Source organism: Planococcus maitriensis, assembly GCF_003289925.1.
Lineage (GTDB): Bacteria > Bacillota > Bacilli > Bacillales_A > Planococcaceae > Planococcus > Planococcus maitriensis.
This window is the reverse complement of sequence record NZ_QLZQ01000006.1, coordinates 154,625-177,826: the sequence shown is the minus strand read 5'-3', so window position 1 is coordinate 177,826 and position 23,202 is coordinate 154,625. Positions and strand designations below refer to the sequence as shown.

At 50.5% G+C, this 23,202-nt stretch carries 19 protein-coding genes and 10 tRNA genes; 22 read left to right on the top strand and 7 right to left on the bottom strand.

What is annotated here, in order from left to right; all coding sequences use genetic code 11:
* Position 1: 1 nt before the first annotated feature.
* The 12 genes from DP119_RS13390 (at position 2) to DP119_RS13335 (ending at position 5,229) form a co-directional block, all read left to right on the top strand.
* Positions 2 to 77: transfer RNA gene (locus DP119_RS13390), tRNA-Thr, on the top strand.
* 3 nt (positions 78 to 80) lie between these two features.
* Positions 81 to 164 (top strand) — tRNA-Tyr (locus tag DP119_RS13385).
* Between the two features lie 6 nt (positions 165 to 170).
* Positions 171 to 244 (top strand) — tRNA-Trp (locus tag DP119_RS13380).
* 20 nt (positions 245 to 264) lie between these two features.
* Positions 265 to 337 (top strand) — tRNA-His (locus DP119_RS13375).
* 45 nt (positions 338 to 382) lie between these two features.
* Positions 383 to 458 (top strand) — tRNA-His (locus DP119_RS13370).
* A 7-nt stretch (positions 459 to 465) separates the two neighbouring features.
* A tRNA-Gln gene (locus DP119_RS13365) sits at positions 466 to 537 on the top strand.
* A gap of 5 nt (positions 538 to 542) precedes the next feature.
* Positions 543 to 617: transfer RNA gene (locus tag DP119_RS13360), tRNA-Gly, on the top strand.
* Between the two features lie 7 nt (positions 618 to 624).
* Positions 625 to 698 (top strand) — tRNA-Cys (locus DP119_RS13355).
* A 9-nt stretch (positions 699 to 707) separates the two neighbouring features.
* Positions 708 to 791 (top strand) — tRNA-Leu (locus DP119_RS13350).
* A gap of 208 nt (positions 792 to 999) precedes the next feature.
* Positions 1,000 to 1,083 (top strand) — tRNA-Leu (locus DP119_RS13345).
* 404 nt (positions 1,084 to 1,487) lie between these two features.
* Positions 1,488 to 4,163, top strand: a complete 2,676-nt coding sequence (locus tag DP119_RS13340; RefSeq protein ID WP_112233641.1) for a cation-transporting P-type ATPase — start codon at positions 1,488 to 1,490, stop codon at positions 4,161 to 4,163.
* A 16-nt stretch (positions 4,164 to 4,179) separates the two neighbouring features.
* Entirely contained in the window at positions 4,180 to 5,229 is a 1,050-nt protein-coding gene (locus tag DP119_RS13335; protein WP_112233640.1) for a C45 family autoproteolytic acyltransferase/hydrolase, read from the top strand.
* A gap of 25 nt (positions 5,230 to 5,254) precedes the next feature.
* Here DP119_RS13335 and DP119_RS13330 read toward each other — a convergent pair whose 3' ends face one another.
* Positions 5,255 to 6,325: a C45 family autoproteolytic acyltransferase/hydrolase gene (locus tag DP119_RS13330; RefSeq protein ID WP_112233639.1), complete on the bottom strand. Its 1,071-nt coding sequence runs from the start codon at positions 6,323 to 6,325 to the stop codon at positions 5,255 to 5,257.
* A gap of 93 nt (positions 6,326 to 6,418) precedes the next feature.
* Positions 6,419 to 7,081 (bottom strand): B3/B4 domain-containing protein, encoded by a 663-nt coding sequence (locus DP119_RS13325; protein ID WP_112233638.1) that lies wholly within the window; start codon positions 7,079 to 7,081, stop codon positions 6,419 to 6,421.
* A gap of 65 nt (positions 7,082 to 7,146) precedes the next feature.
* Here DP119_RS13325 and queG point away from each other — a divergent pair, with 65 nt between their 5' ends.
* From queG to DP119_RS13310, 3 genes are all read left to right on the top strand, one after another.
* Positions 7,147 to 8,292, top strand: a complete 1,146-nt coding sequence (gene queG, locus DP119_RS13320) for a tRNA epoxyqueuosine(34) reductase QueG (protein WP_112233637.1) — start codon at positions 7,147 to 7,149, stop codon at positions 8,290 to 8,292.
* A 10-nt stretch (positions 8,293 to 8,302) separates the two neighbouring features.
* Positions 8,303 to 8,776, top strand: a complete 474-nt coding sequence (gene trmL, locus DP119_RS13315; protein WP_112233636.1) for a tRNA (uridine(34)/cytosine(34)/5-carboxymethylaminomethyluridine(34)-2'-O)-methyltransferase TrmL — start codon at positions 8,303 to 8,305, stop codon at positions 8,774 to 8,776.
* Between the two features lie 321 nt (positions 8,777 to 9,097).
* Positions 9,098 to 9,406 carry a hypothetical protein gene (locus tag DP119_RS13310; protein ID WP_112233635.1) on the top strand — a complete coding sequence of 103 codons (309 nt, stop codon included), beginning with the start codon at positions 9,098 to 9,100 and terminating at the stop codon, positions 9,404 to 9,406.
* Positions 9,407 to 9,537: 131 nt separating this feature from the next.
* Here the strand turns inward: DP119_RS13310 and DP119_RS13305 are convergent, their stop codons facing one another.
* On the bottom strand, positions 9,538 to 10,839 hold the full coding sequence (locus DP119_RS13305) for an NCS2 family permease (protein WP_112233634.1): 1,302 nt from the start codon (positions 10,837 to 10,839) through the stop codon (positions 9,538 to 9,540).
* Positions 10,840 to 10,995: 156 nt separating this feature from the next.
* Here DP119_RS13305 and DP119_RS13300 point away from each other — a divergent pair, with 156 nt between their 5' ends.
* The gene (locus DP119_RS13300; protein ID WP_112233633.1) at positions 10,996 to 11,826 is read left to right on the top strand and encodes an aldo/keto reductase; all 831 of its coding nucleotides are present in this window, start codon (positions 10,996 to 10,998) and stop codon (positions 11,824 to 11,826) included.
* A 36-nt stretch (positions 11,827 to 11,862) separates the two neighbouring features.
* On the opposite strand, the gene DP119_RS13295 is transcribed toward DP119_RS13300, so the two are convergent.
* The 3 genes from DP119_RS13295 to DP119_RS13285 are packed head-to-tail and all read right to left on the bottom strand — an operon-like array spanning position 11,863 to position 13,659.
* Positions 11,863 to 12,705: an RluA family pseudouridine synthase gene (locus DP119_RS13295; protein ID WP_112233632.1), complete on the bottom strand. Its 843-nt coding sequence runs from the start codon at positions 12,703 to 12,705 to the stop codon at positions 11,863 to 11,865.
* Positions 12,706 to 12,761: 56 nt separating this feature from the next.
* Positions 12,762 to 13,232: a thioredoxin family protein gene (locus DP119_RS13290; protein WP_112233631.1), complete on the bottom strand. Its 471-nt coding sequence runs from the start codon at positions 13,230 to 13,232 to the stop codon at positions 12,762 to 12,764.
* 1 nt (position 13,233) lies between these two features.
* A complete protein-coding gene (locus tag DP119_RS13285) occupies positions 13,234 to 13,659 on the bottom strand; it encodes a disulfide oxidoreductase (RefSeq protein WP_112233630.1) in 426 nt (141 codons plus the stop codon).
* Between the two features lie 132 nt (positions 13,660 to 13,791).
* On the opposite strand from DP119_RS13285, the gene DP119_RS13280 reads away from it, so the two are divergent.
* The 4 genes from DP119_RS13280 to DP119_RS13265 all read left to right on the top strand — a co-directional run bounded on the left by DP119_RS13280 (position 13,792) and on the right by DP119_RS13265 (position 19,243).
* Entirely contained in the window at positions 13,792 to 15,336 is a 1,545-nt protein-coding gene (locus tag DP119_RS13280) for a carbon-nitrogen hydrolase family protein (protein WP_068868647.1), read from the top strand.
* Positions 15,337 to 15,411: 75 nt separating this feature from the next.
* Positions 15,412 to 17,112 (top strand): phospho-sugar mutase, encoded by a 1,701-nt coding sequence (locus tag DP119_RS13275; protein ID WP_112233629.1) that lies wholly within the window; start codon positions 15,412 to 15,414, stop codon positions 17,110 to 17,112.
* Between the two features lie 373 nt (positions 17,113 to 17,485).
* The gene (locus DP119_RS13270) at positions 17,486 to 18,595 is read left to right on the top strand and encodes a GAF domain-containing sensor histidine kinase (RefSeq protein ID WP_112233628.1); all 1,110 of its coding nucleotides are present in this window, start codon (positions 17,486 to 17,488) and stop codon (positions 18,593 to 18,595) included.
* Between the two features lie 12 nt (positions 18,596 to 18,607).
* Positions 18,608 to 19,243 carry a response regulator transcription factor gene (locus DP119_RS13265; RefSeq protein ID WP_112233627.1) on the top strand — a complete coding sequence of 212 codons (636 nt, stop codon included), beginning with the start codon at positions 18,608 to 18,610 and terminating at the stop codon, positions 19,241 to 19,243.
* 43 nt (positions 19,244 to 19,286) lie between these two features.
* Here DP119_RS13265 and rsgA read toward each other — a convergent pair whose 3' ends face one another.
* On the bottom strand, positions 19,287 to 20,342 hold the full coding sequence (gene rsgA / locus DP119_RS13260) for a ribosome small subunit-dependent GTPase A (protein ID WP_112233626.1): 1,056 nt from the start codon (positions 20,340 to 20,342) through the stop codon (positions 19,287 to 19,289).
* A 407-nt stretch (positions 20,343 to 20,749) separates the two neighbouring features.
* Here rsgA and DP119_RS13255 point away from each other — a divergent pair, with 407 nt between their 5' ends.
* On the top strand, positions 20,750 to 22,066 hold the full coding sequence (locus DP119_RS13255; protein ID WP_112233625.1) for a DUF2254 domain-containing protein: 1,317 nt from the start codon (positions 20,750 to 20,752) through the stop codon (positions 22,064 to 22,066).
* Positions 22,067 to 22,113: 47 nt separating this feature from the next.
* Positions 22,114 to 23,172, top strand: a complete 1,059-nt coding sequence (locus DP119_RS13250; RefSeq protein ID WP_112233624.1) for a mechanosensitive ion channel family protein — start codon at positions 22,114 to 22,116, stop codon at positions 23,170 to 23,172.
* Positions 23,173 to 23,202 lie beyond the last annotated feature (30 nt).

The window sequence follows — 23,202 nt, the reverse complement described above, 5'->3', positions numbered from 1 at the left end:
TGCCGGAGTAGCTCAACTGGTAGAGCAACTGACTTGTAATCAGTAGGTTGAGGGTTCAAGTCCTTTCTCCGGCACCATTAGGTGGGGTAGCGAAGTGGCTAAACGCGGCGGACTGTAAATCCGCTCCTTCGGGTTCGGCAGTTCGAATCTGCCCCCCACCACCAGTTTTTAGGGGCATAGTTTAACGGTAGAACAGAGGTCTCCAAAACCTCCGATGTGGGTTCGATTCCTACTGCCCCTGCCATTTTTTAAAATTATATGTTGGCGGTCGTGGCGAAGTGGTTAACGCACCGGATTGTGATTCCGGCACTCGGGGGTTCAATTCCCCTCGTCCGCCCCTTGTTTTTCTCACAATTTTAAAATCCTATATAATAATAACGTGGCGGTCGTGGCGAAGTGGTTAACGCACCGGATTGTGATTCCGGCATTCGGGGGTTCAATTCCCCTCGTCCGCCCCAGTATTATTGGGGTATAGCCAAGCGGTAAGGCAACGGGTTTTGATCCCGTCATGCCCTGGTTCGAATCCAGGTACCCCAGCTTTTGCGGAAGTAGTTCAGTGGTAGAACGCCACCTTGCCAAGGTGGAGGTCGCGGGTTCGACCCCCGTCTTCCGCTCCATTATCTAGGCGGCATAGCCAAGCGGTAAGGCATGGGTCTGCAACACCCTTACCACCGGTTCGAGTCCGGTTGCCGCCTCCATACTATTTTGCCGGCGTGGCGGAATTGGCAGACGCGCGGGACTCAAAATCCCGTTCCTTCACGGGAGTGTCGGTTCGACCCCGACCGCCGGTATCATACTTATCACTCTGCCAAGTGATGAAGGAAAACCTTGACTCTGAAGTCAGGGTTTTTTCTTTGGATAAATTAGTGGTGCTAATAAAAACGGGGGAGTAAAGACTTTTTTAAAAAGTTTCAAGATATCCCTTGCAAAACAATCGATTTATTAATATAATAATTAATGTTCCTTAAAGCAGTATGACATGTTGCTGGATCTTATTTTGCCGGCGTGGCGGAATTGGCAGACGCGCGGGACTCAAAATCCCGTTCCTTCACGGGAGTGTCGGTTCGACCCCGACCGCCGGTATCATACCCATCACTCTGCCAAGTGATGTAAACTCTAAAGCCCTGACTTAGTCAGGGCTTTTTTGTTGTTTAAAGAATGCGTGTGATGTTCGACTTGCCCTTATTCTTTAGTGAATTTCTTTTCGGGGATTTAAGCTTGTTTTATAAGCCAGGAAAGCACATTAACCATTTGTGATAATCATGCCTGTTTGTTTTATTTTTTAACCGAGACGCATCGGATGTGATGAACTAGGTACTTGTGATAGGCTCAGGGGCTAATGCTGAATACACTGTAAGGAGAATTTCCTTTCTCTTTCACTGGAAGTTGCCGTTTCCAGTTTTTAAGGATCTGTTTATTGAAAAGCAGGGGAGGTTAGACTTTGCATGTTATAATAATCAAAATCATGATCTTGCAGGAGTGAGAATATGGCTGAAGAGCGCTGGTTTGATGAGGAGATTGGGGACGTTCTTTATAAGCAAACCGTACGTTTAGAAGAAGGTTTGAGACAGGATGAAGCTGCCCGGAGGCTTGAAGTATGGGGACGCAATGAACTACCTGAAGGAAAACGCGAGCCCGCCATTATAAAATTTCTTAAGCATTTTAACGATGTACTGATTTATGTACTGCTGGCAGCGGCAATCATTACAGTCGTTCTTGGGCATTATATCGATACATCAGTCATTTTAGCCGTAGTGGTTATCAATGCGGCAATTGGTTATATTCAGCAGAATAAAGCGGAGAAAGCGCTGGACAGTATTCGAGATATGTTATCAGTTAAAGCCGCGGTTCTTAGGTCTGGCAAACGAATGGAAATTCTGGCGACGGAACTCGTGCCAGGAGATCTCGTTTACTTAAGGGCTGGCGATAAAGTGCCGGCAGATATGCGCCTTGCAGAAGAATCGAATTTGCAGGTGGAGGAATCGTCATTAACGGGCGAGTCGGAAGCTGTCGATAAACAGATAGATAAGCTTCCAAAGGACACGACACTTGGTGATCGGACTAATATGGTATTTGCAGGAACATCTATCGCATCAGGTTCAGGCGTTGGTATTGTGATAGCTACAGGTGAGTCTACTGAACTTGGGAAAATAAGCAGCGCGATGGAATCGGTCGAGAAATTACAGACTCCCTTGCTGAAACAGACGGCTCAATTCGGAAAGCTGATTTCGATGATTATTGTGCTTAGCGCAATCGGCATGTTCTTTATCGGCTTCTTATTGCATGATTATGCGACATCTGAGTTATTGCTGGCTATCATCGGGTTGACTGTGGCTGCGATTCCTGAAGGCTTGCCAGCGGTCCTATCCATTATTTTAGCTTTGGGGGTACAGACGATGGCTGGAAAAAATGCCATCGTCCGGAATTTGCCTTCAGTTGAAACTTTAGGGGCCGTAACGGTCATTTGTTCAGATAAAACAGGTACGTTAACGAAAAATGAAATGACGGCTACATCAGTGATTTTGTCAGAGAGTGAAATTCAGGCCAGCGGTATCGGCTATTCGCCTCAAGGAATCTTGAAGCAAGATGGACAAGTGGTTCGGTCAGCGGATCATCCGCAATTAATGAGGTTTCTGACCTGTGTCAAAACAGTCAATGAAGCCCAATTGCTAAAGGACGCTAAAGGAAATTGGACAGTCAGCGGAGGAGCGACAGAAGGTTGCTTGCTGGCACTTGCTGAAAAATCCGATCAAACCATCGAGAAACTGCCGGTGCTTTCGAAAATCCCGTTCGATTCCTCCTATAAGTACATGGCGGCATTAATTGAAGAACAGGGAAGCAAGTGGATTTATGCTAAAGGTGCCCCAGAAAAGCTATTGGAGATGATTCCAGAGGGAGAGCGCTTTGAATGGGAGTCGAAGATTGCCGAGCATGCAAAACGCGGTGAGCGCCTTCTCGGGGCTGCAGTAAAGCAGGTGGATGGCCGAATGGAAGCTATAAGACACGAAGACATGAAGATCGGTTTTAAATTTTTGGGCCTTGCGGCTATTATTGATCCGCCGCGTGAAGAAGTGATCGAGTCGATTGCACAATGCAAAAAGGCCGGAATCCGCGTGAAAATGATCACAGGAGATCATAAAGAAACAGCTGTAGCGATTGGGTCTCAACTTGGCATCGGGAACGGCTTGAAAGCAATCGAAGGCCGGGACTTGGATGGATTGAACAGTCCGGAGCTGGAAGCGGCAGCGATGGAATATGATATCTTTGCGCGCACGAGCCCGACGAATAAGCTGCAATTGGTGAAAGCTCTTCAAGCCCAGGGCCAGGTATGTGCAATGACGGGAGACGGGGTTAATGATGCCCCTGCTTTGAAGCGGGCGGATATCGGCATTGCTATGGGGATCAAAGGAACTGAAGTGTCGAAAGAAGCGGCTGAAATGGTGCTAGTCGATGATAATTTCAGCACGATTGTCAATGCAGTGAAAGAAGGGCGCCGTGTATATGATAATCTGAAAAAGACAATTTTGTTCATTTTGCCGACAAACGTGTCGGAAGGGCTGCTCATTTTTGTCAGCATCCTTTTTGGCGCTACGATTCCTTTGACGCCGGTACAGATTTTATGGGTCAATATGATTACTGCGGTAACGATATCATTAGCAATCGCGTTCGAGAAGCTGGAGCCGGGAACGATGGAGCGGCCGCCGCGGAAAGCGAAAAGCCCATTACTCAGCGGCTATTATATTTTCCGAATCGCTTTTGCGTCTACGATCATCGGCGGCGGAATTCTGTGGATGAACAGCGTGCTGGAAGCGAGGGGTTATGAACAAGGCATCCTGCAGACAATGACTCTGCAAGCATTGGTCATTTCGCAGCTGTTCTATTTATTCAACTGCCGGAGCGAGAGGCGCTTTGCGCTGAACCGTGACTTCTTTTCCAATAAAGCGGCGTTTATCGTATCGGCGATTTTGATCTTTGTGCAGCTTGCAGTCACGTATATCCCATTCATGAATACGCTGCTTGGAACCAAACCGATCGGGATGGAGTATTGGGTGTGGCCGCTATTGATCGGACTGAGCGTATTTATTATTGTTGAACTAGAAAAATGGTTAATGCGCTTTATGGAACGAGTTGGAAAACGCTTAAAAGACAATCCAGAGAAGTAGGCGTAAAGGAGGAGTTATGAGAAAAATACATAGCGAAATCATTGAATTCAGGGGAAGCCATTACGATTATGGAATGATGCAGGGAAATGCGCTCAAAGAATCGATCACGCTGCACAATCGCCGTGGGCAGTGGAAAAGCAAGCGGCCGCGCTTTGTCATTGATCCGGCAGAAGCGCAAGCGGCGTTCAATGAATACGCGCCGAAATTATGGGAGGAGCTGAAAGGGCTTGAAGACAGCCTCCAGCTGCCGATCGATGAGGTACTCCGAGATTTTGGTGGTTACCGGATCGATGCACCGCCGTCCGGCTGTTCGATCGTTACAGGCGAGGACTTCTTAGTGCGTAACTATGATTTTCATCCGCAAACTTATGAAGGCAGGTTCTGTTTGTTCCAACCGGAAGAGGGGAATGCCATTATCGGTCCGAGCCAGCGCATTTTGGGCCGCATGGACGGCATGAATGAACATGGCCTGGCCATGGGCTATAATTTCATGCACAGGAAAAATCCGGGGGACGGCTTTGTCTGTTACATGATCGGGCGCATCATCCTCGAGAGCTGTTCGACCATTGAAGAGGCTATCGCATTAGTCAAAGACATCCCGCACCGCGGGTCATTCAGCTACGTCGTGACCGATAAGAGCGGCGCGACAAAGGTCATGGAGGCGACACCACGCAAAGTGGCGGTGCGCGACGCTTCGGCCTGTACGAATCATTTTGAGATCCAGCAGCATGAGAACCGGAACTATCTTAAGGATTCTTACGCACGGCTATCGGTTATCGAGCAGAATGCGGAAGATGCTGCGGAAGCATACCGCGCTTACCGCCTGTTCAATGATACGGATCGTGGATTGTTTTCGGATCTTTATAAGAGCTGGGCAGGAACGATCCACACCTCCGTTTATTTGCCGAAAGAGCAGGTAGTGTGGTTCGCGCTTGGGGGAGACCGCGAACCGGAAGTATTCAATTTCAGTGAATGGCTTGCGGGGAAGCCTGTGCGCAGCAAGATGGTCCATGGAGAGATCGATACCGGCATCGGGTTCGCCCATGTCGATCCTTTGTTCAAATGAAAAACGGCCGGAGCGCATAAGCGCTCTAGCCGTTTTTTTGCTGCAGTGAAGACAGGTCGTCAAGGTATGGAAACGGGAAATGGGTATCGACTTTTCCGTTGACGCGTTTTGCCAGCAAGCGCTCGCCTTGAAGCCACTTCTGGAAATCGAACATAAGCGGCAAGCGGTCCGGCCCGATGGCAAAGGCGACTTCCAGGCTATGCGGAAAATAAGACGCTGTATGCAAAGTGCCGGAAGCGGTGCTGTATTTTGTTGAAAATACGCCCTGGTCCGAGTCGTTCAATAATCGGAAAGCTGCGTATGCGTCATTTGACGCCGTAGAGTGTGTAAGAAGCGCTTCTTCGCGGCGTTTCGAATCATCTAATTGGTAGCGGTTTTCTTCAGAAAGTACTTCGAAATGGTTCGTTGATACAGCCGCTTCCCGGACGATGACATTGCGCGGGGAAGTTTCGGCGACGACCGAGCGCCCGCTTTTATCGAGCAATACATAGCTGAACGAACGGCGATGAGGCAGTTCTTTCAGTAAGTCGACCGCTTCTTCGATCGTCGCGCAATGCTCGAGGATGAGGCGTCCGATCATATTGCAGATAAATCCGTCCGCCGAATTGCGGCGGTTGATGAAATTATAGCCCATCGCAAGGCCCTTTTCGTTGAGCCCGTCCGTGCGCCCAGTGATTTGCATGGACGGCCCGATAGAGGCATAACCGCCATCTGTCGGCTCATACAAGGCAAATCTGCCTTCATAGCCTTGGGGGGAGCTGTCGTAATTACGGACGAGGAAGTCGGAGCGGCTGAGAATGGAGCAGCCGCTTCGCGTATATTCGATATAATAGCCGCCGAATTCGCGCAGGGCATCATAAAATGGCCATTTCAAAGCATCAGCCAAACCTTCTATTTCTTCCCAGATGCGCGGGGCGAAACGCTCGAGCATTTCGATAGCCTTTGTTTCATCCACCAATAGCTGTCGGCTGTTCTCGCCGCGCTGTATTTTCCGGTTCGGGAGAAGCAGTGAATCTCTCAGCAGTTCTCCTTGATAGTAGCCGAAATCATAATGGCTGCCGCGGAATTGGATAATATCGCTGTGTACTTTTCTCATGGAATATCCCTCATTTTTTATCTCAGTATCAAAATAATACTAAAATTCCCATGAGATTTAAAAGAATCTGCCTGCAGCTTACGCGACAGGCAGTTACAGGACCGATACTTGGGATTCACCGCCATTGATGCCGGTGAACATATTGCCGGCTGCGGTCAATAGCTGCAGGGCGTTGTCACGGTCCATCGACGGGCGAAGGTAGAACACATGCAGCGCATCGACAGTTTCCTCGGTTACGGCGGTGCGTTTGGAATCGACATAGGGACTGCCAAAGGCGCCGCTTGCGTCACGTGTAACGATGATCTTATCGAATGTGTTTTCCCTGTTGTTCAAACCTTCAAAACGGTCATCCGCGGTACCAAGCGCAATTTCAACGTAATCGTCGACTTTGTTCAAGTCATACAGGCCAATCGGGATCTCGTACTGGAGCGAAAGGAAACTGTTCATGTCGATCGCTGAATTGACAGGAGTCAAATAGTTTTGCTTGCGTACCCTGCGGTAAAGAGCTTCCGCAGATGGGCGATAGCGGTTGGGGTCGCCGCCGAGCGCTTTCCATGCAAGTCTCCACTCGAGGAGTCCCGGAAAGTCGGTTATTTCCTTATCGTCCATGTCGAAGTACAATTGTTCCTGGAACAGCTGGAGGCGGCCTTTTAACATTTGAGGTGAATCCGAAACGGTGATATTGTTATAATGAATAATGCCGATTTTGAAATCTGGCAGAACCTCTTTAATTTCAGAGTTTACGCGAAAGTCCACAGTAATCATCCTTTCCGTGAATATTAGCATCATCTTACCATAAATTGGAGCAAGGAGTTATCGACATGAACCTGGATCAATTCCAACAACAACTGGTTGCGTATGCCTCGGAAATCGGAATTGATAAAATCGGCTTTGCTTCGGCCGAACCTTTCTTTAATTTAAAGCACCGTTTGATCCGCCAACAGCAATTGAATTTCCAGTCCGGCTTCGAAGAATCGGATGTCGAAAAACGCACGCGTCCGGAACTATTGATGGAAGAGCCTGTGAGTATCATTGCGATCGCCATTGCGTATCCTTCCAAAATGGGCGGCGCCAAGCAAGGGGTAAAAGGCGCGCGCCGCGGGATTTTCTCGCGATCTTCCTGGGGCCAGGATTATCATTCTGCACTTCGGGAGCGGCTGGCACTGCTTGAATCATTCATTGCCGCCCATTATCCGGATGCGCGCATGAAATCGATGGTCGATACCGGAGAGCTCTCCGACCGGGCCGTGGCAGAGCGCGCGGGAATCGGCTGGAGCGCGAAAAACACCAATATCATCACGCCGGAGTTCGGGTCATATGTCTATTTGGGCGAGATGATCACCAACATCCCATTTGAATACGACGAGCCGATGGAAGACCAATGCGGCGACTGCCGCTTATGTATCGATACATGCCCGACCGGCGCGATTGTCGAGGGCGGGCAGCTCAATGCCCAGCGCTGCATTTCGTTTTTGACACAGACGAAGGGCTTCCTGCCAGATGAGTTCCGGTCGAAAATAGGTAATCGCATCTATGGCTGCGACACATGTCAGACCGTGTGCCCGAAAAATAAGCGCAAGGCCAATCGCATTCATCCGGAATTTGACCCGGACCCGGAAATTGCCAAGCCGCTTTTAGAGCCGTTGTTGACGATTTCCAATCGGGAGTTCAAAGAGAAATTCGGCCATGTGTCAGGTTCTTGGCGCGGCAAAAAGCCGATTCAGCGCAACGCCATTTTGGCACTTGCCCATTTCAAGGAGCAGTCGGCAGTGCCTACATTGATCGAATTGATGAACACTGATCCGCGTCCGGTCATCCGCGGCACGGCCGCTTGGGCGATCGGCCGCATCGGAACGGATGAGGGGAGACAAGCGCTTGAACATGCACAGCAGCAAGAGAAAGATGAAGAGGTGTTGGCAGAGATCGCCAAAGGGCTAGCATTCTTTTCTGCAGAAACGAAAGGATAAGTGAAGAAACTTGGGAATACACATCGTTTTATATCAGCCATTAATTCCGGCGAATACCGGGAACATTGCACGCTCTTGTGCGGGCACAGGCGTCAGCCTTCATTTGATCAAGCCGCTCGGATTTTCAACGGACGATAAAATGCTCAAACGGGCCGGGCTCGATTATTGGGAGCACGTGGACATTCATTACCACGATGGACTCGATGAGTTGTTTGCAGCTTACCCTGACGGCAAATACCATTACATCACCAAGTTTGGCACGAAGACATACAGTTCGTTCGATTTTTCGGATACCGGGGAAGATTATTTCTTCGTCTTCGGTCAGGAGACAAAGGGCTTGCCGAGGGAATTGATTGATGCCAACTTAGACCGTTGTTTGCGCATTCCGATGAATGAACATATCCGTTCACTTAATTTGTCGAACACGGCAGCGATCTTGATGTATGAAGCGCTGCGACAACAGGATTTTCCGAATTTGAAATAAACGACAAAAAAGGACAGCGCGTGGGCGCTGTCCTTTTGCATTTCACATTATTGTCTTTTGTCTGTGCCTGGTTTGTCATCGTATCCAGCAGTGAAGATAGCTACCAAAAACGATACACAAATCCCCAAGATTAAGATCAAGTTCATGAATGACGACCTCCTTGAAATTTGCATCTGTGTTTAGTATAGCGTACCATCGGGAAAAATGAAATATGGAACCTGCTTGAAAATATGGACATTTTCCGTCCATCCAAGAAACTTGAAACTTTTTTGGATGTAATGCGTATATAGGGGTAGGAAGAAAAGGAAGGGATGAACTGATATGAAAATGAAGACATCCGTTGCACTGCTTTGGATTACAGGCCTTGCGGAGGCATTTCTGGCCATTCCGTTCATCGGTGGCGGATTTGTAATTTCTGCAGGCTATGCACCGCTCGGCATCATGTTCGTGCTGCATGCGATTACGCTGTTCTTCTGCTTTAAAGAATATTCGCCGAAGTTCGGCTCGATTCTGGGGATTATTACAAGTGCACTCGCTTGGATTCCGTTGATCGGCTGGGCGCTGCATTTGTTGACGGCGATTGTGCTGCTGCTTTCAGCAGCCATGTCCGGGCGTTCAGCTAGAATCTAATGGGAAAAGCATCGGGAAGCCGGTGCTTTTTTACTTGCCAGTGTTAACTGCAGCCCATATTTTCCGAAAAGCAATGCCGCTCGCCTTCATGGCATAAAAATCCCCTGCCTATCTCTGTGCAGGGGATTTTTTTAATGCGGTGCGATCAGGATCTGGATCGTGAACAGCACAGCGAATATATATAGGATCGGGTGGACGGCTTTCCATTTGCCTTTAAAGATTTTCATGAGCGGGTAGGAAATGAACCCGAGAGCGATGCCGGTTGCGATGCTTGATGTGAGCGGCATTGCGAGAACGATCAGAAATGCCGGAAACGCTTCGTCGAATTTCTCCCACTCGATTTGCTTGACGGCGCTGATCATCAGGCTGCCGACAATGATCAAAGCGGGAGCGGTGATGGCGGCGACGCCGGATAAGGAACCGACGAGCGGGCCGAAAAAGGCAGCGGCGATGAACAGGATAGCGACAGTTAAGGTGGTAAGTCCTGTACGGCCGCCTGCAGCGACACCTGCTGAAGATTCGACGTAAGCGCTTGTCGGGCTTGTGCCGACCATCGCGCCTGCACTGGCAGCGACCGAATCGGCAAGAAGTGCCTGGCGCACGCGCGGCATTTTATTGTCTTTCATGAGTCCCGCTTGTTTCGCGACACCGATCATCGTTCCCGTCGTGTCGAAAAGCGTGACGAGGAGGAACGAGAACACGACGCCGTACAGCCCGAATTCAGCGACGAGCAGAAACGCTTCGACGGGATTCCAGACGATGATGCCTTCTGGAAGCGACGGCAACTTCATGAAGCCTTCCGCAAATTTCAATTGCCCGGTGAAGAAGGCAATGATGCCCGTTGCGATCATGCCGAAGAAAATCCCGCCGTGCAGGTTCAAGGACATGAAGATGAGCGTGATGGCAAGTCCTACAAGGGTCAACGCAACGGGCGGTGACGTAAGGTCGCCGAGCCCGACAAGGTTCGCTTCATTGGCGACGATCAATCCGCTGAGCCTCATGCCGATAAAAGCGATGAACAAGCCGATACCTGCCGTGATGGCGTGTTTCAAGTTTTCCGGGATTGCTTCAATGAGGATTTTACGCATCGAAGTCAAAGACAGTGCGACAAACAGCAATCCCGAAACGAATACAGCGGCAAAGGCGGTCGTGTAATCAATGGCGCCGTCAGAAGCAAGTACCATGGAAGTGAAGTATGCGTTAAGCCCCATACCGGGCGCAATGGCAATTGGATAATTGGCAAGAAGAGCCATCCATAATGTGCCGATTACGGCAGCGATGATGGTAGCCAGAAAAACCTGGTCGAATGGAACGCCAGCAGCGCCTAGAATCACCGGGTTGACGATGACGATATACGCCATTGTCAGGAACGTGGTCATCCCCGCGGTAACCTCGGTTCTGACGTCAGTTCCGTGTTCTTTCAATTGAAACATTGGAATCCCCCTCATAAACACGAACGATTTAAAACAACACGTTTAATATTATTCGTTTTTATGATTGGATGCAAGAGCTTTTTGCAATCTAGTGGCGAATATTCGAAATTCCTAACGACTCTTTGTACAATGGAAATGAACAGGAGGAGAGAATGAATGAATCTGATAATCGAATCGACGAAGACCCTACATAATGGAGTGGAGATGCCGCGCTTCGGCCTTGGCGTTTACAAAATGACCGATAAGGAAGCTGCGGTCGAAGCGATGGTAAAAGCGATTCAAACAGGCTATAAAGCAATCGATACGGCTGCGGTCTACGATAACGAGGCTGAGGTTGGGGAAGCAGTCCGTGCAGGCGTCGTGCCGCGTGAAGAGCTCTTCATCACGTCGAAAGTGTGGAACACCGACCAAGGCTATGACCAAACTTTAAGGGCATTCGAAGCTTCACTGAAACGGCTCGATATGGACTATCTGGATCTGTATTTGACGCATTGGGCAATTCCCGACACCTTCGAGGAAACGTACCGGGCGATCGAGCGGCTGTATGATGAAAAATTGATCCGTGCTGCCGGTGTCTCGAATCATCAGCAGCACCACCTGGAGAAGATTTTGGCCAAGGCCAACACGAAGCCGATGGTCAACCAGATCGAGCTGCATCCGCAATTGACGCAGGAGCCGCTGCGCGAATTTTGCGCGGCACAGGACATTGCGGTCACTTCCTGGTCGCCGCTTGCGAGAGGGCGCCTGCTCGAAGATCCGGTGCTGTCGCAGATCGGCGAAAAGCACGATAAATCCGTCGCGCAGACCATCATCCGCTGGCATCTCCAGAATGACTTGATCGTCATCCCTAAAACGGTGACGCCATCGCGCATCGCTGAAAATGCCGATGTTTTTGATTTTGAATTAAGTGAAGAGGAATTGAAACAGATTTCAGCGCTCAACCAGGACTGGCGGAGCGGGACCCACCCGGATGAAATCAAAGTTTAATGAAAAAGGCCGGCGAAGCGCTTCGCCGGCTTTTTGCTATTGTTTTGCTTCGATATCGATTTGCTGCCCGGTAAACGGGTGTTTAAAGGCGATGCGGAAAGCGTGCAGGAAGTATTCGCCGTCTTCAGTCGGCGGGCCTCCGTACAATTCATCACCGATGATCGGGTGCTTGACGTGGGACAGATGGGCGCGGATTTGATGGGTGCGCCCGGTCTCCAAAGTCAAATGGAGCAAGGAGCGGCCATCTGCACGGTTGATGACCCGGTAATGGGTGACGGCGCCTTGCCCGTTCGGCGATACGCGGCGGCGCGTCGCATGGTGGCGGTCGCGTCCGAGCGGGAAGTCGAGCGTCCCGGATTGCCCGCGGACAAGGCCTTTGACGAGCGCTTCGTATTCACGCTGCACCAGCTTTTGTTCGACCATCCGGTCCATGACGTTTTTGGCGACCGGATGTTTGGCCAGCAGCAATACGCCGGAAGTGCCCTGGTCGAGCCGGTGGATGTGTTCGATATAGGCACCGCCGGATTGCTGGACATAGGCGATCAAGCCATTGATGAATGTATCGTCCTGCTGGTTATCGTTTGGATGGGTGGCGAGCCCTTTTGGTTTATTGGCGATGATGAAATGCTCGTCTTCAAATAGAATTTCGGGTTTGATCGACGGATTCGCGCGATACGGCGACTCGGCTGCTGGAATGGTCACAGTCAGCTCCGTCCCTTTGTCGAGCGGTTCCTGCCAACGCGGCTCCGTGCCATCGGCCAGGCGGACGCCTTTTGCCATGCGCAGCTCGTGCACGGTCTTTTTACCGAGGCCCCATTCGTTCTTCAATAAGTCCGTGACGGTCATGCCCTGTTCCGGAATTTGATATGTCCAATTCATTTTGCAGTCCTCCATAAAAACGGGATCATGCGCGCGGCACATGATCCCGTTTCAGTTTATTTTTTCACGACTTCCTGGAAAAATTGTTCGATATTCTCTTTTGGCTGCGCGCCTGTCCAGCGTGCGACTTCCTGCCCGTTTTCATAATGGACAAGTGTCGGTGTCGCTTCCAGCGCATAATCGGCCCAGCCTTGCTCGAATTCGAGCAGGTTGTATTGAAGCACCTCAACATCCATGTCGTCTGCGACCGGCATCAAGACCGGAGTCGTTTGCTGGCAGTACTGGCATGTCGGGCTGAAGAAATAGACAGTGGTCGGATCGCCGCTTTGGATTTGCTCGTTCACTTCATCCGGCAATGCGATATTCTGGTAGTTCTCATCATCGAGCTGATCGATGGTGGCAGGGTTCAAATCGTCCGTGCCGTATGGGTTGTCTGCCAGTTTTTCACCCTGCGATTGATTGGTCAAAAAGACGATCAAAGCAAAGATGGCAAGAACAACACCTGCGATAATCAGCAGTTTTTTCATCTTATTGTTCCTCCTTCAATGATTTCCACAGATAAACACTGGTTCCTGCAATCAAGGCGAATGCGATGAGTGCGAGAAACGGGATGGTGATGAATCCGAGGTAATTGATATATTCCCCTGTACAAGGGACTTGTCCGCATGACGGTGCGGAATCGGACAAAAACTTAAGTTTCTGTATACCGTAATGATACAGCGAAACAGAGCCGCCGACAACGGACAATACGAGAGAAGTCAATGCGATGTGCGGGTTTTTCTGCACATAGGCAACGCCGAGCACCAAGACGAGGGGGTACATGAAGATGCGCTGCACCCAGCACAGTTCACAGGGGATGTAGCCGCGCACTTGGGAAAAATACAGCGAGCCAAGTGTCGCAATCAGGGACACCGCCCACATGAACAGCAAACTGTTTTCTTGACGCTTTGTCATCTTTTGTCCCTCTTTTCCGGAAAGCTTTCCTTTTGAAGTATAATTCTTAACACCATACAAGTAAAATAATATCAACAACCGGGCGGATGGGCTATAATTAACTTTGAAACTTTTGTGAAGGAGCGCGGTAACGTGGCAGAACAATTCGATTTATCCCATTTTGAAAAAAGCATGATCATCCGTGAGATGAGCTATGCTGATATACCTGCCATTCTGGAAATGCAGCAGCTTTGCTTTCCGGGCATGGAACCTTGGAAAGAAGAACAGCTCAGAAGCCATTTAGGCGTTTTTGCACAAGGGCAGATCGTTGCGGAACTTGACGGCAAAGTGATCGGCTCCTGCTCGAGCCTATTGATCAATTTCGATGAATATGACGACCGCCATACGTGGGACGATGTCACGGACGGCGGCTATATAACGAACCATAATCAGGACGGCTATAATATGTACGGCATCGAGGTCATGGTGCATCCCGAATATCGCCGCATGCAAGTCGGGCAGCGTCTGTATGAAGCGCGCAAGGAACTCGCGCGTGAACTGAATTTGAAGTCGATCATCATCGGGGGACGCATCCCGAACTACCATAAATACGCAGACGAAATGTCGCCGCGTGAATACGTAGATGCGGTATCGCGCCATAAAATCTATGATCCGGTATTGACGTTCCAACTGATGAACGGCTTCCAGCTGATGCGCATCAACCCCGGCTATTTGAAGGACGATAAAGCATCGGGCAAATACGCGACGCTCATGGAATGGAACAATGTCGATTACAAACCGATCTCGAAGCGCCATTTCAAGACGAGCTTGCCTGTGCGGATCTGCGTGGTCCAGTATTTGATGCGTGCCATCAATTCATTCGACGATTTAGCGAACCAGGTCGAGTACTTTGTCGACGTGGCATCTGACGCGCATTCGGATTTTGTCGTGTTCCCGGAAATCTTCACGACTCAATTGATGTCGTTCCTGAATGAACCATCGCCGAGCCAGGCCGTGCGCAAGCTGACGGAGTTCACGCCACAATACATCGAGCTGTTCACGGACCTTGCCGTGCGCTATAACGTCAACATCATCGGCGGGTCGCATTTCGTCAAGGAAGAGGACGACGAGATTTACAATATCGCGTATTTGTTCCGTCGCGACGGCTCAATCGATAAGCAATACAAGATCCACATCACGCCGAACGAGCGCAAATGGTGGGGCATCTCGGCAGGGGACTCGGTCCGCGTCTTCGATACGGATTGCGGCAAGATCGCCATCCAGATCTGCTACGATATCGAGTTTCCGGAACTGGCCCGCATCGCAACCGATATGGGCGCCAACATCATTTTCTCGCCGTTCTGTACAGAAGACCGCCAAGGCTATTTACGCGTGCGTTACTGTGCACAAGCGCGCGCTGTCGAGAACCAGATCTACACAGTCATTTCCGGAACGGTCGGAAACTTGCCGCAAACAGAAAACATGGACATCCAGTATGCCCAGTCCGGCATCTTCGCGCCAAGCGATTTCGAATTCGCACGCGATGGCATCGTCGGGGAGACCAACCCGAACCTGGAAATGGTCTTGATCGGGGATGTCGACCTTGAAATCCTCAGACGCCAGCGCCAGGACGGCACCGTCAAGCAATTGAAGGACCGCCGCCACGACGTATACCGCGTCGAATACAAACAAGATTAACTCCAGCCGCTCCGAATCGGGGCGGTTTTTTTGCGGAAAATTTGGTAAACTGATAAGTAATTGGAGGGATGGACCATGACATGGAAACAGCGAATGCAAAAATGGCTCGGATATGAGGGGTTGGATGCGAACACAAAACAACAACTGCAATTACTAGCGGAAGATGAACAATTGGCGGAAGATGCGTTCTATCAGGACTTGGTATTCGGGACGGGCGGGATGCGCGGTGAAATCGGCCCGGGCACGAACCGCATGAACGTCTACACAGTCCGGAAAGCGTCGAAAGGCATTGCCGATTACATCGAAAGCTTCGGGGAAGAAGCGATGAAACGCGGAGTGGCGATCGCATTCGACAGCCGCCGCATGTCGCCGGAGTTTGCCGAAGAAGCGGCACGTACATTTGCGGCTGCAGGCATCCGTGCCTATGTGTATGAATCTCCGCGCACGACACCGCAATTGTCATTTTCAGTGCGTGAATTGAATGCGTTCATGGGCATCGTCATCACTGCGAGCCACAATCCGCCTGAATACAATGGCTATAAAGTATACGGCGAAGACGGCGCGCAATTGGATTTGGAAGCGGCGGATCAAGTCATCGGGTTTGTCAGCCGTGTGGAAGATGAACTGGCAATCGAAAATGAAGAGTACGACTCCTCCTTATTGGAAATTCTCGGTGAGGAGCTCGACCGAGCCTACATCGACCAGGTGTTGATGGTGCAGGAAACAAGCGTCGAGCCGATCAGCGTCGTCTTTACCCCGCTCCACGGGGCATCAGGGGCGACCGTTCGCCGGGTTTTTGACAAAGCAGGTTATAGCGGCGTCAGCTACGTCGAAGAACAAATGTTGCCGGACGGTGAATTCCCGACGGTGGAATCCCCGAACCCGGAAGAATCATCGGCATTCGACCTGGCCCGAAAATACGGTGAAGAACAGACCGCAGACTTATTGATTGCCATCGACCCGGACGGTGACCGCGTCGGGGCAGCTGTTTGGACCGGTACGCAATACGAATTACTGACCGGCAACCAAACCGGCGGCATCTTGCTGGAATATTTATTGAGCCAGAAAAAATCAAAAGGCACATTGCCGGAAAACGGGCGTATTTTCAAGACTATCGTCACTTCCGGATTCGGGGAAGCGGTCGCGCGGAGCTACGGCGTAGAGAGCGAAGACGTCTTGACGGGCTTTAAATTCATCGGCGAGAAATTGCGTGAAAACGATGCACAGCATGAATTTGCGTTCCTGTTCGGCTACGAAGAAAGCTACGGCTACCTGATTCGCGACTTTGCACGCGATAAAGACGCCGTGCAAGCGACATTGCTATTGGTCGAAGCTGCTGCCTTCTATAAGAAACAAGGCAAGAACCTGTACGGCGTATTGAATGAATTGTATGAACGCCACGGTTTCTACCGGGAATTGCTCGTTTCGGTAACGAAAAAAGGCATCGAAGGGGCACGCGAAATCACCCAGCTCCTTGACGGCTTGCGCGCGGCGCCGCCGCAATCCATTGCCGGCATCACGGTCGAAAAAATCGAAGACTATGACAGCCGGACACGGACATTGGTCGACATGGGGACGAGCGAAGCGATCGTCTTGCCGAAATCGAATGTCCTGAAATACTTCCTGTCGGATGGTTCGTGGGTCTGTGTGCGCCCAAGCGGCACCGAGCCGAAAGTGAAATACTATTTCGGCGTCAAAGCCACCACCCAGCAGGAAAGCGACGAAAAGCTCGAACTATTGAAAGAATCATTTCTCGACATCGTTGCGAACCGCTAAAAAACTTTAATATACTATAATCAAAAAAGTGCTCACCTTTCACTAATTTAAAATCAATGGACTGGCTGAGTATTTGGAGAAGCGTTTGCTCGACTCCTGTGAGATTAGCGGGTTTAAGAGACCCCGCAGGGAATGAATGAGCCAAGCTTCGCTGAGTTCATTCATTTGCGACGCTTGAGCATAGCGAAAGTGGAGCAAGCCGGGGAGGCTCGATTCCCGCCCCACGGAAAGCGAGCGATAAGCTTCGGAAAATACGACTTCTTACTTTTCACGACAACTTGAAAAGCTCCCCATAGAGGGAGCTTTTTCATTCGAAAGAATGAGGCAAGCGCCGGTTCATATCGTTACAATAGCAACTAGGAGGGATCAGCCCATGGTGCCTGAACAGCATTCGGACGTCATCTTATTGAAAGAGATCGCGGAATTGTTGAACGAAGAAACGAATATGGAGCGCATGCTCGGCGGTGCGATCGATAAGCTGCTGCAAAACTCCAATTTCGAAACAGCATGGATCTTTTTCATTGATGAAAAAGGCAAGCATAGGCTTGTAGCACAAGCCAATTTGCCGGATGCGCTCGAGGAGCGGGATTGCCGCCATTTGACGAAAGGCGGCTGCTGGTGCGTCAAGCGCTACCATGACGGCGATTTGGAAAAGGCGTCGAACATCATCGCCTGCCAGCGCATCGAAAACGCCAAAGCGGCACATGGCAAAACCGGCAATATCTCGCATCACGCGACCGTGCCGTTACAATCCGGCAAGGAAAAATTCGGTTTGCTCAATATCGCTGCGGCCGATACGGTGCGCTTTTCAAAAGACGAACTGGCTTTATTGGAATCGGTCGCTTTCCAAATTGGCTCCGCTATCAAACGCATCGTCCTGACCAAGCAGGAACAGGAATTAGCGCTCGTCAAAGAGCGCAACAGACTTGCGCGGGATTTGCACGATTCCGTCAATCAGCTGTTGTTCTCGGTCACCTTGACGGCGAGGGGCGGCATCGAAATGGCGGAAGACGAAGCGCAAAAAAGCACATTCCGCGACATCCAGCATCTCAGCCAGGAAGCGCTCAACGAAATGAGGGCGCTGATTTGGCAATTGCGGCCGAAAGGGCTGGAGAGCGGCTTGATCGACGCCATCAAAGCGTACGGGGAAATGCTCGGCCTCGCGATGGAAACGAAAGTGTCCGGCGTGATCCAATTGCCGTCACGAACGGAAGAGACTTTATTCCGCATTGCACAGGAAGCACTGAATAATGTGCGCAAGCATGCGGGCACAAGCGCTGCCCAAATCTACGTGACAATTACACCGACAGATGTCTTATTGGTCATCAAAGATGAAGGACTCGGTTTTTCCCCTGCACACGGCGCAATCCCGTCGATCGGTATACAGAGCATCCGCGACCGGGCGAAAGCGGAAGGCGGCACGGCTGACTGGTCGAGTGAATTAAGCAAAGGAACGGAAATCCTGGTACGGATTCCGTATTAAAGGAGTGGCAAGATGAGAGTATTGATTGCGGATGATCATCACGTAGTAAGAAGAGGCCTGCTGTTTTTCCTGAAAACCCAAAAAGACATTGAAGTGGTCGGGGAAGCTGCAAACGGTGTAGAAGCCGTCAGGATGGTTGGCGAGCTGCAGCCGGATATCGTCTTGATGGATCTGGTCATGCCGGAAATGGACGGGATCCAGGCAACCCGGAAAATCAAGGAGTCCTATCCGGATATCATTGTGTTGATGCTCACGAGCTTTTCCGACCGCGACCATATCCTTCCGGCGATTGAAGCAGGAGCGGCAGGCTATCAGCTGAAAGATATCGAGCCGGATGAATTGGTCGAATCGCTGCGCAGCTTGATGCGCGGGGAGAACACACTGCATCCGAAAGCTTCGTCGGAATTGGCGAAAGCGCCGGAAGACCCGCCGCCACACATCCTTCATCCTTTAACGCCTCGGGAAGCGGAAGTGCTCGCCGAGTTGACCAAAGGGAAAAGCAACCGGGAAGTAGCGTCTGCTTTGTTCGTGACGGAGAAGACGGTGAAAACCCATATTTCCAATATCTTCATCAAACTCGAAGTCCAGGACCGGACGCAAGCGGCACTTTATGCGGTTAAACACGGCCTGACAGAATACGCCAATTAAAGAGAATTGAAAAAGACTGCCGGATTTTCCATCCGGCAGTCTTTTATCTTTTCTTGACGGGGCGGCTGCGCGATTCTTTTGTGCGCTGTTTCCATACCGCGCGTTCTGCCTGTTGTTTGGCGAGATCGCTTTTCCGTTCGATATAGTCGAGTTCACGCAGCAATTTTAAATAACTCGCATAGCGCTCTTCAGGCAATTCGCCGGAGGCGAGTGCGGATTGAATGCGGCAGCCCGGTTCCTGCTGGTGGCTGCAATCTCGGAAACGGCATTCGGCAGCAAGGCTCGTGATGTCCTGGAAGCTCGACTCAAGCCCATCGGCGGAATCGGCAAGCTGGAATTCGCGCATGCCCGGCGTGTCGATCAATAAACCGCCGCCCGGCAGCAGCACCAGTTCGCGGTGCGTCGTCGTGTGGCGGCCTTTGCTGTCGTCTTCGCGGATGTCCTGCACCGCCATTTTGTCGCTGTGGGTCAGCGCATTGATGAGCGAGGATTTCCCGACACCCGAAGAGCCGAGCAGAGCGCCGGTCTTGCCCACAGTCAAATAGCGATTGAAGGCATCCATGCCGGCACCAGTCAAAGCCGAAACGGCAAACACATCGATGCCGAATGCGGCAGCGGCGACCTCTTTCAAGTAAATGGCAGGGTCAACGCATTGGTCGCTTTTCGTTAACACGACGACCGGCATGGCGCCTGAATCCCAAGCGGCGACCATATAACGTTCAAGGCGGCGGACATTAAAATCGTGATTGAGCGACATGACAAGGAAGACGTAGTCGAGATTGACGGCGATGGTCTGTATTTCGGACGTTTCCCCGGCCGCTTTCCGGGTGAAGTGCGACGTTCTCGGCAGCAGCTGGTGGATGATGCCTTTGTCTTCTCCGGGCATTTGTTCCAGCGCCACCCAGTCGCCGACACTTGGAAATTCATCGCGGCTGTGGCTATGGCGGTAATTTCCGGATAAAGTAGCCGGCCATTCACCGAAATCGGTCATGACACGGTAACCGCTCTTATGCTCGAGAATGACACGTCCCGGCAGTTTCTGGTCCGGCAATGCTTGTTCGAATGATTCATTCCATCCGTATTGTTTGATCATTGACAATGTAGATTCCTCCTATAAAAACGCATAATAAAAAACCATGGCGCAATAATGCCTGCCATGGTCTCCGCGCATAGGAAAGAAGCGTACCGTCAGCGATACACAGAGGGAGACAACATGGCAAACATCATTAAGTTGCGGGTTGCACGAACTGAAATTGTCACCATACTGCCTCACCTCTTTCCGTTAGTTAAGACAATGATAAGGGCAAATAAAGCTTGGGTCAATCTTTTTTTAGAGTATTTCGACAATCGATAGCCTCTGAATTGAAGAGGATGCCCATGGGCAAGGCGGAATATTATAGCGCTTACTCATCTCTGGCAAATTAACTGAGTGCCGCAGGAGCGGCGTTTGCCCTAAATGGAATAGGGGAACAGGGAAATAAGTGAATATTTTTTAGGGGGGAAGTTATGAAAAAGATCTTTTACGATTGGCGGGAAAAATTATGGGTGACGCCAGCTATCTACAGCTTCCTTGCCGTATTATTGTCTATAGCATTCTTTTATGTGGATTTATTGGTCATCCAGCAATACCGTGAATTCATTCCGGATATCCTGCTGACCAATGTGGAGTTGGCCCAAACGATCATGGGGGCACTTGCCGGGGCGCTATTGACGATGACGACATTTACGTTTTCCACGATTCTGGTCGTGCTGACGATGTATTCCTCGCAGTTTTCCCCGAGAACCTTGAAGAATTTTGTTCATGACCGCCTAACGTGGCGCGTGCTCGGTGTATTTTTGGGCGGTTTCATCTATAACACGCTATCGTTATTGTTCATGCGTGACGCCCTTTATACACATGATGTCATTTCCACGTTTGTCGGGATTGTCATTGCGTTTCTTTGCTTGTCGACGTTTGCATACTTCATCCATCACATTGCGACGAACGTACAGGTGGAGAAGTTGATCGAGGAACTTGAAGAAGATACTGAGCGCATCATCGATACGTATAGTGAAAAGCAGCAGCAGGAAATGGAGATTGAAACTCAGTGGAATCCAGATGGCTTTGCAGAAACCATTTTGGCCGAAAATGACGGATATATCCAATTCCTCTATTTCGACAACTTGACGGAGTATGCGGTGGAGCATGAGCTGGAAGTTGAAATTTTCCATGGCATCGGTTCGTATGTGCATGAGAATACGCCCTTGTTCCGTGTTTACCAACGCCAGCAGGAAGACATCGACCTTCATCGTTTCATCACGATCGGCACGGAGCGGACGACTGACCAGGACCTCGATTTCGCTATCCAGAAAATGGTCGAAGTGGCGCTGCGTGCGATTTCCCCAGGCATCAATGACCCGAATACAGCGAATGGCATCATCATACGGATTGGCCGTCTGCTTGGGAAATTAAGCCATCTGGAGACCGGAGCAATCACTATCAGGGATGAAAAACAAAAAGACCGCGTACGTTATCCGTTCTTCACATTCCCGCATTTTCTTTACCTGACATTCCATCAATTGATCCATTATGGAAAAGAAGATGTATCGGTCGTGGCCGCTATCCTTGAAGCCTTGACACATGCTGCACAATTATCAGACCAAGCTCATCACGAGGCCATTTGGGAAACGCAGCTGCATGTACTGGAACATTTGGAGGGCTCACCTTTCAAACGGCTGGACCGGCGTTATATCCAAGGAAAACTGGACGGGCTGGCAAAAGCGGTGGATCGCCGGCCGGTCCTGCTCAGCGACTACCAGCCGGATTATAAAGGTGACGCGTAGGGCTCAGCTTCTGATGGAAGCAAGGAAATCGGCGGAAGGAGGCGAATATGCAAAAACAGCAATTATTTGAAGGAATCGGCGTCCTGAGGAATTTATCCATCACTGAATTTTTCTTGTTCTTTCTTTATTTATTTCTGATCTTCCTAGGCAAGTGGGTTGCCCAGGCTGTGCTGAAACGGATCGTAACACATGATGGCTATCAGGAGCGGATCTATCCGATACTCGAAGATATCCTGAATTGGGTCGCCTTTTACGGCAGCATTTTGCTGTTCCTGTTTTATTTTTGGCAGGAGGAGTGGCTGACGACGCCTTTTTATGAAACGGAAGGGGTCGGCGTATCCATTTTGCTGATAGTTGTCGCTATCATGATCGTCACCTTTTCGAGCCGCGTCGTCAAGGCGTTCAATAGTTTTGTCATGCCGTATGTCTATGGCCAGTTCGACGTCGACTTGGGCATGAGTTATACGATCAACCGGCTCATATACTACGCCGTGATGTTTCTGGCGATTGCAGTCAGCTTCACGATTGTCGGGCTGGACTTGCGGGCGGTAGGCGTTGTGTTCAGCGTGCTCGGCATCGGCATCGGTTTTGGTGTCCGCAATATCGCCGCGAACTTCGTCTCGGGCATCATCATTTTATTCGAGCGGCCGATGGAAGTCGGTGAAATGGTCGAAATCGATAAGAAAATCGGGCGCATCACGAAAATCAAATTGCGCTCGACGATCGTCGAAACAAATAAGGACGGGACGCTTGTCGTGCCAAATCAGTATTTCATCGAACAGATTGTCAAAAACCGTTCAGGGGCCAAGCTGTTCGCACGAGTCGTTGTCAGTATCGAATACGGCTGCGATACGGAATTGGTCTCGGAATTGCTGGTGCAAGCTGCGGAACGTGAAATTGCGAAAGTCGAGGGCGTGCCTGATGAAAAACCCGACGCCCAATTCATCGATTTCCGCAATTCCTCGATGGATTTCCAAGTGGAAGCACGGGTCTTGAATGTTGAAATGAAAGACCGCCTCGAAAGCCGGATCCGCCATGGCATCGCTGCCTTGTTCGTAGAACACGGCATCCGCCTTGCGTCCTTGCCTGGCGAGCGGACAGAATAAAAGCTCCAGAGAAAAACGCCTGATCTTCTG

Coding starts and splice junctions, on each gene's coding strand:
- DP119_RS13340 (WP_112233641.1), top strand. CDS start 1,488: ATGGCTGAAGAGCGCTGGTTTGATGAGGAGATTGGGGACGTTCTTTAT.
- DP119_RS13335 (WP_112233640.1), top strand. CDS start 4,180: ATGAGAAAAATACATAGCGAAATCATTGAATTCAGGGGAAGCCATTAC.
- DP119_RS13330 (WP_112233639.1), bottom strand. CDS start 6,325: ATGAGAAAAGTACACAGCGATATTATCCAATTCCGCGGCAGCCATTAT.
- queG (WP_112233637.1), top strand. CDS start 7,147: ATGAACCTGGATCAATTCCAACAACAACTGGTTGCGTATGCCTCGGAA.
- DP119_RS13310 (WP_112233635.1), top strand. CDS start 9,098: ATGAAAATGAAGACATCCGTTGCACTGCTTTGGATTACAGGCCTTGCG.
- DP119_RS13305 (WP_112233634.1), bottom strand. CDS start 10,839: ATGTTTCAATTGAAAGAACACGGAACTGACGTCAGAACCGAGGTTACC.
- DP119_RS13300 (WP_112233633.1), top strand. CDS start 10,996: ATGAATCTGATAATCGAATCGACGAAGACCCTACATAATGGAGTGGAG.
- DP119_RS13295 (WP_112233632.1), bottom strand. CDS start 12,705: ATGAATTGGACATATCAAATTCCGGAACAGGGCATGACCGTCACGGAC.
- DP119_RS13290 (WP_112233631.1), bottom strand. CDS start 13,232: ATGAAAAAACTGCTGATTATCGCAGGTGTTGTTCTTGCCATCTTTGCT.
- DP119_RS13285 (WP_112233630.1), bottom strand. CDS start 13,659: ATGACAAAGCGTCAAGAAAACAGTTTGCTGTTCATGTGGGCGGTGTCC.
- DP119_RS13275 (WP_112233629.1), top strand. CDS start 15,412: ATGACATGGAAACAGCGAATGCAAAAATGGCTCGGATATGAGGGGTTG.
- DP119_RS13270 (WP_112233628.1), top strand. CDS start 17,486: ATGGTGCCTGAACAGCATTCGGACGTCATCTTATTGAAAGAGATCGCG.
- DP119_RS13265 (WP_112233627.1), top strand. CDS start 18,608: ATGAGAGTATTGATTGCGGATGATCATCACGTAGTAAGAAGAGGCCTG.
- DP119_RS13255 (WP_112233625.1), top strand. CDS start 20,750: ATGAAAAAGATCTTTTACGATTGGCGGGAAAAATTATGGGTGACGCCA.
- DP119_RS13250 (WP_112233624.1), top strand. CDS start 22,114: ATGCAAAAACAGCAATTATTTGAAGGAATCGGCGTCCTGAGGAATTTA.